The sequence below is a fragment of the Streptomyces chlorus genome (assembly GCF_042655885.1).
GTDB lineage: Bacteria > Actinomycetota > Actinomycetes > Streptomycetales > Streptomycetaceae > Streptomyces > Streptomyces chlorus.
Genome location: NZ_JBHSOA010000070.1, coordinates 104,205 through 115,255, shown reverse-complemented (window position 1 = coordinate 115,255; position 11,051 = coordinate 104,205). Strand labels below are relative to the sequence as shown.

Below are 11,051 nucleotides of genomic sequence, written 5' to 3'. Positions count from 1 at the left end.
GATCGGCCGGCCGCCCGAGCGGCCGAATGATCAGTGTGCGGCTGGAGCCGCGTACAGCTGGATCCGCGTACAGCTAAATGACCAACGAGAGCAGCAGCACCAGCGCTCCCGCGACCACCGAGATGATCGTCTCCATGACCGACCAGGTCTTGATCGTCTGGCCGACGGTGAGCCCGAAGTACTCCTTCACCAGCCAGAAACCGGCGTCGTTGACATGGCTGAAGAAGACCGAGCCAGCACCGATGGCGAGCACCAGCAGGGCGGCGTGCGTGGTCGACATGTCGGCCGCCAGCGGTGCCACCAGTCCGGCCGCCGAGATGGTCGCCACGGTCGCCGAACCGGTCGCCAACCGGATCGCCACCGCGATCAGCCAGCCGAGCAGCAGGGCCGGGATCGCCCAGTCCGCGGAGATGTCGAGGATCATCTGACCCACACCGGAGTCGATCAGCGTCTGCTTGAAGCCGCCGCCGGCGCCGACGATGAGCAGGATGCCCGCGATCGGGCCGAGGCCCTTCTCGACCAGCTGCGAGATCCGGCTCTTGTCGTATCCGGCGGGCAGGACGAGCGTGAAGATGCCGACGAGCACGGACGCGAGCAGGGCGATCATCGGGGAGCCGATGACGTTGAACACGCGCTGAACGCCGCTCTCCGGGTCGTCGATGACGATCTCGACCAGGGCCCTGGCCAGCATCAGCACGACCGGCAGCAGAATGGTCGCCAGCGTCGGACCGAACCCGGGACGCTTCTCCAGGTCCTCGGAGGGGCGCTGCGGGATCATCCGGTCCGGGGCGGGGACGTCCACCCAGCGGGCCGCGTACTTGGAGAACACCGGACCGGCGATGATCACCGTCGGGATGGCGATGAGCACACCCAGCGCGAGCGTCACGCCGAGGTTGGCGTCGATCGCGTCGATCGCGACCAGCGGGCCGGGGTGCGGAGGCACCAGGCCGTGCATCACGGACAGACCGGCGAGCGCCGGGATGCCGATCCGCATCAGCGAGTAGTTGCCGCGCTTGGCGACTATCAGCACGACCGGGATCAGCAGGACAACGCCGACCTCGAAGAACAGCGGCAGACCGATCACCGAGGCGATCAGCACCATCGCCCACGGCATGGTGCGGCCTTTGGCCCTGGCGAGGATCGTGTCGACGATCTGGTCGGCGCCGCCCGAGTCGGCGAGCATCTTGCCGAGGATCGCTCCGAGGGCGATGAGCACGCCGACACCGGCGACGGTGGAACCGAGGCCCGCGCTGAAACTGGTGATGACCTTGTCCAGCGGCGCCCCGGCGAACGCGCCGAGCGCCAGCGAACCGATGGTCAGCGCCAGGAAGGCGTGCAGCTTGAATTTGGTGATGAGCAGAACGATGACGGCGATACCCGCCAGAACGGCGATGCCCAGCTGAGCGTGGCCGGCCGAGGTGATCGACTCGGGTACGTCCGCTGCCAGCATCTCGACACTGAGACTGGTCACGGTGGATTCCTTGTGAGTACGGGGAGGAAGGAAATCAGGGAGAGGACCGGGGCGATGGGGGCGTCCCGGGGTTCACGGGGTCCGGAAACGGCCGGTGGAATCGGCTCGGACGGAGGGGGCCGACCGGCGAAGGCGACTTCGGCCGGCAGCTACGAGGCCGCCCCGGAGAGGTTCGCGAGGGCGGCGACCGCCTGCGCGGTGATCTCCTCGGGGCTGCCCGAGACCTCCACGGCGACCCCGACCTCGTCCGGCTCCAGCGGCTGGAGCGTGGCGAACTGGGAGTCGAGCAGGGCCGTGGGCATGAAGTGCCCCTCGCGGTGCGACATCCGGTCCTCGATCAACGCGCGGTCACCCGTGAGGTGCACGAAGACCACGTCGGGCGCGGCCGCCCGCAGCCGGTCGCGGTACGACCGCTTCAGCGCCGAGGAGCTGACCACGCCGCCGAGCCCGGCACGTCCGTGCGCCCACTCGCCGATGGCGTCCAGCCAGGGCCAACGGTCCTCGTCGTCGAGCGGGGTGCCCGCCGACATCTTGGCGATGTTGGCCGGCGGGTGGAAGTCGTCGCCCTCGGCGTACGGGACGCCGTACCGGGCCGCGAGCAGGGGACCGATGGTGGTCTTGCCGGTGCCCGCGACGCCCATGACCACTACGACGTGGGGGGTGTTCATCGCTGCCTCACTGTCTGCTGTCGTCGTCGACAACCTGATGTCGAGGCAACTGAAACTTAAAAGTACGACAAATTCAAGGGTCTGTGACGAATAAGTCCGACCTTTGATTCCGGTGATCCGCCCCGTACTCTGAGTGCATGAGCATCACGGGCCGGGGGCTGCACGGCCGTGTACTGGACACCCTCGGCCCCGAGATCACGGCGGGCGAATACCCATCCGGCAGTGTCCTGCGCACCGACGAACTCGCCCAGCGTTTCGAGGTGTCGCGTTCCGTGATGCGTGAAGTGGTGCGCGTCCTGGAGTCCATGCGCCTGGTGGAGTCCCGGCGCCGCGTGGGCGTCACGGTCCGCCCGGCCTGCGACTGGAACGTGTACGACCCCCAGGTCATCCGCTGGCGGCTGGCCGGCGCGGACCGCCCCCGGCAGCTGCGCTCACTCACGGTGCTGCGCTCGGCCGTCGAACCGATCGCGGCGGGGCTCGCCGCCCGCAACGCCACCGCCGAGCAGTGCGCCGAACTCACCGAGTGCGCCCTCGGAATGGTCGCCAACTCGCGCGGCCACCGGCTGGAGGGATACCTCTTCCACGACATGGCCTTCCACCGCGTGATCCTCACCGCGTCCGGCAACGACATGTTCGCCCGCCTCGGCGACGTCGTCGCGGAGGTCCTGACCGGCCGCACCCACCACGACGTGATGTTCGACGACCCCGACCCGGCCGCGGTCACCCTGCACGTCCAGGTCGCCGAAGCGGTCCGCGAGCGCGACGCCGCCCGCGCGGAGGAACTGACCCGCGAGATCACCGTGGGCGCCCTCCAGGAACTGGACATCCTGGCACCGTGACCGGGGCGGGCCGGGTCGGGGCGTCGCCTCGTCCGGGCTGCTTGGACTCGCCCCGGCCGGGCGGGTCGTCGGTGACCACCAGTGCGGGCCCGGTGGGCGGGAGTTCGGAGGCAGGTCCTAGCTCAGAAACTCCCCGTCGACGTACACCCACGCCCCATCCACCCGCTCGAAACGGCTCCGCTCGTGCAGCGAGCCGCCCCGGTAGGACGCCCGGAAGGTCACCGTCCCGGTGGAGTGGAAGGCGGACCCGCCGGCCGCCTCCAGGATCTCCAGCCCGGTCCACCGCATCCCGGGATCGAGGTCGACCCGTTCCGGCCGCGTCCGCGGATGCCAGGTCCGCAGCAGATAACCGGCGTCCAGCCGGACGAAGGCGCAGTACCGTGACCGCATCAGCCGCTCGGCGGTCGGCGCGGCGGCCGTCCCCGAGTGGAAGCGGCCGCAGCACGCCTCATAGGTCTCGGGGAGCCCGCAGGGGCAGGGGTGATCGGCCATGGTCTTCCTCCGTGACAGAGCGCGACAACGCGCGAGGGCCGCGACCTGATGGTCGCGCCCCTCGCGTTCATGTGTCCGAGGGGGGACTTGAACCCCCACGCCCGTTAAAGGGCACTAGCACCTCAAGCTAGCGCGTCTGCCATTCCGCCACCCGGACAAGGTGTGTGACGCGCGGGTTTCCCCCGCTGCGACGACGTAAACATTACCAGGCTTTCCGGGGTGGCCGATCACCCCCGGTGGGCGCGTGGCCCGGCTGCGCTCGTGTCCGGCTGTGCTCCCACCCGACTCCCGCCCGGGTTGTGCTCCGTCCCGGCGTGAACGCCGTGTGACGGGCCGGCTCCGGTCTTGGGGCGGGGCCGCACAGGGGAGAGGATGAGGGGAGACCCACGAGCAGTGACAGCGTGCAGGGAACAGTGTGCAGCGACAGCGGGAGGAACGACGTGAGCGCGACGGACGGCACGGCCAAGGGCGTCACCGGTGAGGATGAGGTCGTGGACCTCTGCCGCGACCTGATCCGGATCGACACCAGCAACTACGGCGACCATTCGGGACCCGGCGAGCGCAAGGCGGCCGAGTACATCGCCGAGAAGCTCGCCGAGGTGGGGCTCGAACCGCAGATCTTCGAGTCGCACAAGGGACGGGCCTCCACCGTGGCCCGTATCGAGGGGGAGGACCCCTCCCGGCCGGCGCTGCTGATCCACGGCCACACCGACGTCGTACCGGCCAACGCCGACGACTGGACCCACCACCCCTTCTCCGGCGAGATCGCCGACGGATGCGTGTGGGGGCGCGGTGCCGTCGACATGAAGGACATGGACGCGATGACCCTGGCGGTCGTCCGCGACCGCCTGCGCAGCGGGCGCAAGCCCCCGCGCGACGTCGTCCTCGCCTTCCTCGCCGACGAGGAGGCCGGCGGCACCTACGGCGCCAAGCACCTGGTCCGCGAGCACCCCGAGCTGTTCGAGGGTGTCACCGAGGCGATCGGCGAGGTCGGCGGGTTCTCCTTCACCGTCAACGAGAAGCTGCGCCTCTACCTCATCGAGACCGCGGAGAAGGGCATGCACTGGATGCGGCTCACCGTCGACGGCACGGCCGGCCACGGCTCGATGACCAACGACGACAACGCGATCACCGAACTCTCCGAGGCGGTCGCCCGGCTCGGCCGCCACACGTGGCCGGTACGAGTCACCAAGACGGTACGGGCCTTCCTGGACGAACTCTCCGACGCCCTCGGCACCGAGCTCGACCCGGAGAACATGGACGAGACCCTCGCCAAGCTCGGCGGCATCGCCCGCATGATCGGCACCACGCTGCGCAACTCGGCGGCGCCCACCATGCTCGGCGCCGGCTACAAGGTCAACGTCATCCCGGGCCAGGCCACCGCCCATGTCGACGGCCGCTTCCTGCCCGGATACGAGGAGGAGTTCCTGACCGACCTCGACCGGATCCTCGGCCCGCGCGTGAGGCGGGAGGACGTGCACGCGGACCGGGCCCTGGAGACCGGCTTCGACGGCCGGCTCGTCGACGCCATGCAGACGGCGCTCAGCGCGGAGGACCCGATCGCGCGGGCGGTGCCGTACATGCTCTCCGGCGGCACCGACGCCAAGTCCTTCGACACCCTCGGCATCCGCTGCTTCGGCTTCGCCCCGCTGAAGCTGCCGCCGGAGCTGGACTTCGCCGGCATGTTCCACGGGGTCGACGAGCGGGTGCCGGTGGACGGCCTGAAGTTCGGTGTGCGGGTGCTCGACCGGTTCCTGGACGCGTCCTGAACGACCCTTTCAATAATCGCGCAGGTGTGCGGAATTAGCTGGGAAGGGTGAATGCGACGATAAGCTCGTAGCCTCATTACTTCCTCCTCGTTACCCGTGATGTGATCCGCGGATTTGGATCGCATTGCCAACGAGGAGGAATAATGCTCAAGAAGGTCGTCGCTGTCGCTGCCGCCACCGGTGGACTGGTTCTCGCGGGTGCGGGCATGGCTGCCGCCGATTCCGGTGCCCAGGGTGCTGCCGTGCACTCCCCGGGTGTCGTCTCGGGCAACGTCGTTCAGGCCCCGGTGCACGTCCCGGTGAACGTCTGCGGCAACACGGTCTCCGTGATCGGGCTGCTGAACCCCGCGTTCGGCAACACCTGCGTCAATCAGTGACATTGTGCCTCGCCCATTAGGGCACGCCCTTTCAGGGTTTGAGCTTGTCGGCCCCGGAGTGCGCGCCATGCGCTCCGGGGCCGACCGGTTTTCCAGTACGTCCCGAACACCGGGAAGGGAATCCGTGGATTCCGGGGAGTCCGAGAAACCCCAGGAATCCGTGGCCCCCCTGGTACTTGGTCGAAGGCAGGGAATCAGTACATGCGACAGGTCACCCGTAAGGGTCTGATGACCGTGGTAGCCGCGTCCGGCGTGCTCGCCGCCGCGGGCGGGGTCGCGCACGCCGACTCCGGCGCACAGGGCGCGGCCAAGGGCTCACCCGGCGTGCTCTCCGGGAACTCGCTCCAGGCGCCGGTGCACGTCCCGGTGAACGTCTGCGGCAACACGGTCGACGTCGTCGGCGTCCTCAATCCGTCCGTGGGCAACTCCTGCGCCAACCACGGCGGTTCACCGTCGAGCGGTCACGGTGGCGCGCAGGCCGACGGGTACACCACCGACTCGCCCGGCGTGGCGTCCGGCAATCACATCGAGGCGCCGGTCCACATTCCGGTGAACGTCTGTGGCAACAGCGTCAACGTCATCGGCCTCGGCAACACCGCTCTGGGCAACGACTGCGCGAACGGCGGATCCGGCGACCAGGAGGCGCCCAGCCCGCCCGGCGAGCCGGACGAGGTCGAGCCGGGAACGCCGTCCCCTCCGGGCGAGGCCACCCCCGATGGCTCCGTGCCCCGCAACCAGCCGGGCACCCACTCCGCCGCCCAGCCCCTGGGCGACGTGGAACTCGCTCGGACGGGCAGTGAGCTGCCGATCGGTCTCGCCCTGCCGGTCGGCGCGGGCGCGCTGCTCGCCGGCGTGGTCCTCTACCGCAAGGCACGAGCCGCCGCGTGACACCGGCCGCGACAGCGGCCCGCACCGGTCGTGCGGAGCGGACCCGGCTGCGTCGGGGCCGCTCCGTGGGTGAAGGCGTACCGGTCGGCGGTGTGTCCGAGCTCACCAGGTCGCGCGCACCTGGCGGATGATCCGCCGCCGCAGCCGCACCTTGCGGCTCCCGTCGCGCAGCAGTCGCAATCGGTCCAACTCCCAGTGACCGTACTCCGCGTGGTCCGTCAGCAGACGGGCCGCCTCCTTGCGGGAGACCCCGCGCGGTACGTACACGTCGACAAATTCGTATTCCGGCATTGCATCTATTGTGCGGGCTGGGCCCCGGTACGGATAGCGTCTGCACTATGTCTGATGCTGCGCAGCCCACCGCTGCCGAGGTACGCGCCGCCGCCGAGGCGGTCAAGACCGCGCTCGACCGCCACCTGGCCGCGGTCGAACGCCGGTCGGGGGAGGACGACCCGGCCGTCTACGAGGCGTTCAACGAGCTGGCCGTGGCCGCCGAGTCGTACGACGAACTGCTCTACGACCGCTACGACGAGGTGACCCCCTTCGAGATCCCCGCGGCCGAGGACGCACTGCCGCCCTACACCGGGCCCGAGGAGCCCAGCGGGCTCAGCGTGCTGATCCGCCGCGACTACGCCGTCGCGGAGCCGCAGCGGCTGCTGGCGCACGCGCAGCGGATCGAGGCGGCGGACGACGACATCTCCGATGCCGCCGACACCTCCAACACCTCGGGTACCGTCCACGGCGCGCTCGGCCTCCTGTTCGGGGAGTACGAACCGGACGAGATCGCCTCCCGGCACAAGGAGTTCGGCCTGGAGGAGGGCGACTCCACGCTCTGGGTGACGGCATCGGACGAACCGACGGAACCCGGTGAATGGCTGGAGGCGCCGTTCGAGCAGGTGGACCCGGCGCAGGTCGTGTGCCGTTTCGACGTCAGCGCCGTCTTCGACGAGGACCCCGACGACGATGTGGACGACCTCGACGACGACCTCGAGGACGGGTCGGTTCCGGCCCTCGGTACCGACCGCTGATCGCATCCGGAGCCGCGCCGACGGCACGGGTGACGGTGGCGGAGAGAGCGGCATCGGCGGTGGCACCGGCGGTGCCACCGCCACCGCCGGCACCGTTGAGGGCGGCGTCCGCGGTCAGCCGGCCGCTGCCGGAACCTGCGGCGCCAGCAGTACCGGCAGCCGGGTCGTCCGGGGCTTCGCCGCCACCTCCGCCACGGCACGCGGCAGCGCCTGCTCCACCCCGTGCACCACGGACAGATGGCGGTCCGCCCTGCTGAACGCCGTGTACACCCAGGGCCGGCTCAGCGCCTGCACGGCATCGCCGGGCAGGACCACGACCACGGCCGGCCACCGGCCCCCCACCGCCTGATGTGCCGTCAGCGCCCAGCCGTGCCGTACCGACTGCTCCACCCGCTCCTGCGGTACGACGACGGCCTCGCCCGCGCAGGATAGGTGCAGCCCGGCTGCGTCGGCCTTCACCACTCGGCCCGGCACCGTACGCCCCCGGGCGGGGGAGTAGGCGATCCGGTCGCCCGGGTCGAACCCGCCGAAGCGCCCCGGTCCCGGATTCAGCCGCTCCTTCAACGCCGCGTTCAGTGCGCGCGTGCCCACCGCACCCCCGTGCCCCGGCGTGATCACCTGCGTCTCCTCCGCCGGTACCCCGATCGCGCGCGGCACCGAGTCGACCACGAGCTGCACCGTCCGGTGCACGGCCTCGCCCGGGTCCCGCACCGGCACGATGACGACCTCCTTGCCGGGGGCCGCCACCTGGTTCAGCTCACCGACCCCGATACCGGAGACCAGTTCGCCCAGCGGCCCGGGGTCCGGCCGCCGGGAGGCGATCTGCGGACACGCGCGCGCAGTCAGCAGATCGGCGAACACCCGCCCCGGACCGACGGACCACAGCACGCCCGGATCCCCGGCCAGCAGCAGCCGGGAGCCGTCCGGCAGCGACTCCGTGACCAGCGCGGCCGCCTCGACGTCCAGCTGGGGAGCGTCCAGCACGACGAGCAGGTCCAGCAGCAGCGCCCCGTCGGCGTCCCGCCCCGGCCCCTCGACGCCGGACAGCAGCCCGGCGAGGGTGGCGACCCCGGGGCCCTCGGCCCTCTCGTCTCCCGCCGCGGTGACGCCGGCGTTCGTCTCCCCGGTGTCCGTGCCCCCGGTGTCCGTGTTCCCGGCCGTGAGGCCCTCCAGCAGGGCCGCGAACCGGGCACGCCCGACCGGGGTGTGGGCGGCGGCCCAGGCGCGCAGTCCGAGACCGTGTGCCGCCCGGAGCAGAGCCGCCGGCTCGGCGAGGGACGCCTCCCCGCCCGTGTGCAGCACCAGCCCATGACCGGCGACCGCGCGGATCAGCTCTCCCGCGGACCCGCCCGCCGAGGCGGCGGCCCGCTCCCACTCCGCATCGTCCTGCTGGGGAGCTGAGTTGACGAGCCGGGCCAGCCCGTCGGCGAGGCTCTCCTCGGCCATCGCATACCGCTCGAGCCCCAGGAGCACCCTGACGGGCCGCTCCTCCTCAGCGCCGTCCGCGCCGTCCCCGGCGCCGTCCCGCTGCGGTGCCGGGGCGCCCGTCTCCGGCAGCGGGTCCTGGAAGACCAGGACGTCACCGTCGGAGATCGCGGCCTGCACGGCCTCCTCGGGATCCGGTACCCCCTGTCGCGCCAGCGCGGTGGTCAGCGCGGACATCTCCAGGGCGGTGTGCCCGGCCGCCGCGGCCTGCTCCAGCAGCCATCCGGTGACCGCCCGCTCCCGTCGCCCGTCGCCCGGCCCGGCCTCACCGCCGAGCAGTGCCCGGGCGAAGCCGTCCGCCTGCTCGGGCCGCACACCCGTCACCCGCAACAGCAGCCAGGGATCGGCCCGCAACGCCTGTGCGGCTCCCTCGCCCAGCACATCGGCAGCCTGCGCGGCGAGCCCTTCGGGCGCGCCGCCCTGGGTGAGCACCCCGCGTACGGCCGTGACCACGCCGTCGGCGGGGGCCGGCTCGACGGTCACCGACGGCGCCGGCCGCACCGGGTCGGGAGCGGGCCGCCGCGGCGCGGGCCGGGCCTCCTCGAACACCGCGGCCGCCGGCTTCTCGCCGCTCTCCACAGCCCGTACGGCGGCGAGCAGATCGGCTGCCGTGCCGCTCAGCTTGCCGCCGGCCTCGATCGGCCCCTGCCGCTCCGCCTTCCGCCGCTCGATCCGCTCCCGCTCGGCCCGCTGCGCCAGCAACTCGGCCTCGGCCTCGGACGCCTGCCCGCCCTCCGCCTCCGCGCCCTCCGTCTTCGCGGGGGCATCCGGGGCGGTCCCGGGCGAGGTCGCCGCAGTCGCCGCGGTCTCCGGGGTGTCCGCGGCCTCGCCCGGTGTCCCCGGCTCGGCGTCCTCCGTGGTCTCGGGCGGCTCCGTGCTCACAGCGTGCTCCAGTCGTGATCGGGATAGCGGTGCACGGGCGCCGACACATCGTCGAGCGCCCGGCAGATCTCGTCAGGAAGACTAAGGGCCTCCACTGACAACGCCGCCGTGAGCTGCTGCGCGTTGCGCGCGCCGACGACGGGGGCGGTCACGCCCGGCCGGTCCCGCACCCACGCGAGAGCCACCTGGAGCGCGGTCACGGCGAGCCCGTCCGCCGCCGTCGTCACCGCGTCCACGATCCTGCTCGCCGTGTCGTCCAGATACGGCTCCACGAACGGCGCCAGATGCTCGGAGGCGCCCCGCGAGTTCGGTGGCATGGCATCGCCCCGGTACTTGCCGGTCAGCACGCCACGCCCGAGCGGTGACGAGGGAAGCAGCCCGATCCCGGTGTCGACGGCGGCCGGCAGCACCTCCCGCTCCACGCCCCGCTGGAGCAACGAGTACTCCATCTGGGTACTCGCGAGCCGAGCCCGCGAGCCGGGCGCGGCGAGCTGCCAGGTCGCCGCCCTGGCCAGCTGCCAGCCGCAGAAGTTGGACACGCCGGCATAGCGGGCCCGCCCGCTGGCGACGGCGATGTCGAGGGCCTGGAGCGTCTCCTCCAGAGGGGTGGCGGGATCGTAGGAGTGGATGTGCCACACGTCGACGTGATCGGTGCCCAGGCGTGCGAGCGAGGCGTCCAGCGCGGAGAGCAGATGACCGCGTGAGCCGTCGACCCTGCGGTCCGGGTCCGGCACGCTGCCGGCCTTGGTCGAGATGACGAGGTCCCGGCGCGGCACCAGCCCGTCCATGAGCTGCCCGAGCAGATACTCGGCCTCCCCGTCGCCGTACACGTCGGCGGTGTCGACGAGGTTCCCGCCCGCTTCCCAGAAGGTCTTCAAGAGGTCCGCGGCGTCGTGCTCGTCGGTGTCCCGACCCCAGGTCAGGGTCCCGAGGCCGATCCGGGACACGCGCAGGCCGGTACGGCCGAGATGCCTCTGCTCCATGAACGCCGAGATTACTGGCCAGACCTTGTGGTGTGGGTACCTGTGGACAACGGATTTCCCCAGGCCCCAGGCCCCGGGCCCCAGATCCCGGGCCCCAGGCCCCAGGTCCCGGGCCGCACGGCCCCGCCCGGTACGAAGGCCGTGAGCACCGACGCCCGCCCCGCCCGGC

General features: G+C 71.6%; 11 protein-coding genes and 1 tRNA gene. 5 read left to right on the top strand and 7 right to left on the bottom strand.

Going from position 1 to position 11,051, the window contains the following annotated elements; all coding sequences use genetic code 11:
- Nucleotides 1-73 precede the first annotated feature (73 nt).
- Both ACFPZI_RS28670 and ACFPZI_RS28665 read right to left on the bottom strand, forming a co-directional pair.
- Nucleotides 74-1,471 (bottom strand): GntT/GntP/DsdX family permease, encoded by a 1,398-nt coding sequence (locus tag ACFPZI_RS28670; RefSeq protein ID WP_381368879.1) that lies wholly within the window; start codon nt 1,469-1,471, stop codon nt 74-76.
- A gap of 149 nt (nt 1,472-1,620) precedes the next feature.
- Entirely contained in the window at nt 1,621-2,139 is a 519-nt protein-coding gene (locus ACFPZI_RS28665) for a gluconokinase (RefSeq protein ID WP_381368877.1), read from the bottom strand.
- Nucleotides 2,140-2,276: 137 nt separating this feature from the next.
- Between ACFPZI_RS28665 and ACFPZI_RS28660 the strand changes: the two genes are divergently transcribed.
- Nucleotides 2,277-2,978 (top strand): FadR/GntR family transcriptional regulator, encoded by a 702-nt coding sequence (locus tag ACFPZI_RS28660; RefSeq protein ID WP_381368874.1) that lies wholly within the window; start codon nt 2,277-2,279, stop codon nt 2,976-2,978.
- Between the two features lie 117 nt (nt 2,979-3,095).
- Here ACFPZI_RS28660 and ACFPZI_RS28655 read toward each other — a convergent pair whose 3' ends face one another.
- Both ACFPZI_RS28655 and ACFPZI_RS28650 read right to left on the bottom strand, forming a co-directional pair.
- Nucleotides 3,096-3,470, bottom strand: coding sequence for a YchJ family protein (locus ACFPZI_RS28655; RefSeq protein ID WP_381368871.1), 375 nt, complete (start codon nt 3,468-3,470; stop codon nt 3,096-3,098).
- Nucleotides 3,471-3,542: 72 nt separating this feature from the next.
- Nucleotides 3,543-3,627, bottom strand: a tRNA-Leu gene (locus ACFPZI_RS28650).
- A gap of 283 nt (nt 3,628-3,910) precedes the next feature.
- Here ACFPZI_RS28650 and ACFPZI_RS28645 point away from each other — a divergent pair.
- From ACFPZI_RS28645 to ACFPZI_RS28635, 3 genes are all read left to right on the top strand, one after another.
- Nucleotides 3,911-5,239 (top strand): M20/M25/M40 family metallo-hydrolase, encoded by a 1,329-nt coding sequence (locus tag ACFPZI_RS28645; RefSeq protein WP_381368868.1) that lies wholly within the window; start codon nt 3,911-3,913, stop codon nt 5,237-5,239.
- Between the two features lie 143 nt (nt 5,240-5,382).
- Nucleotides 5,383-5,616, top strand: coding sequence for a chaplin ChpH (chpH, locus tag ACFPZI_RS28640; protein WP_381368865.1), 234 nt, complete (start codon nt 5,383-5,385; stop codon nt 5,614-5,616).
- A 201-nt stretch (nt 5,617-5,817) separates the two neighbouring features.
- Nucleotides 5,818-6,504 (top strand): chaplin, encoded by a 687-nt coding sequence (locus ACFPZI_RS28635; RefSeq protein WP_381368862.1) that lies wholly within the window; start codon nt 5,818-5,820, stop codon nt 6,502-6,504.
- Between the two features lie 102 nt (nt 6,505-6,606).
- On the opposite strand, the gene ACFPZI_RS28630 is transcribed toward ACFPZI_RS28635, so the two are convergent.
- Entirely contained in the window at nt 6,607-6,795 is a 189-nt protein-coding gene (locus ACFPZI_RS28630) for a DUF5703 family protein (protein WP_055574802.1), read from the bottom strand.
- Nucleotides 6,796-6,842: 47 nt separating this feature from the next.
- Between ACFPZI_RS28630 and ACFPZI_RS28625 the strand changes: the two genes are divergently transcribed.
- Nucleotides 6,843-7,532: a hypothetical protein gene (locus tag ACFPZI_RS28625; RefSeq protein WP_381368859.1), complete on the top strand. Its 690-nt coding sequence runs from the start codon at nt 6,843-6,845 to the stop codon at nt 7,530-7,532.
- A 114-nt stretch (nt 7,533-7,646) separates the two neighbouring features.
- On the opposite strand, the gene ACFPZI_RS28620 is transcribed toward ACFPZI_RS28625, so the two are convergent.
- Both ACFPZI_RS28620 and ACFPZI_RS28615 read right to left on the bottom strand, forming a co-directional pair.
- Nucleotides 7,647-9,899, bottom strand: a complete 2,253-nt coding sequence (locus tag ACFPZI_RS28620) for an ATP-binding domain-containing protein (RefSeq protein ID WP_381368857.1) — start codon at nt 9,897-9,899, stop codon at nt 7,647-7,649.
- The gene (locus ACFPZI_RS28615; protein ID WP_381368854.1) at nt 9,896-10,882 is read right to left on the bottom strand and encodes an aldo/keto reductase; all 987 of its coding nucleotides are present in this window, start codon (nt 10,880-10,882) and stop codon (nt 9,896-9,898) included. Before ACFPZI_RS28615 ends, ACFPZI_RS28620 begins: the two co-directional genes overlap by 4 nt.
- Nucleotides 10,883-11,051 lie beyond the last annotated feature (169 nt).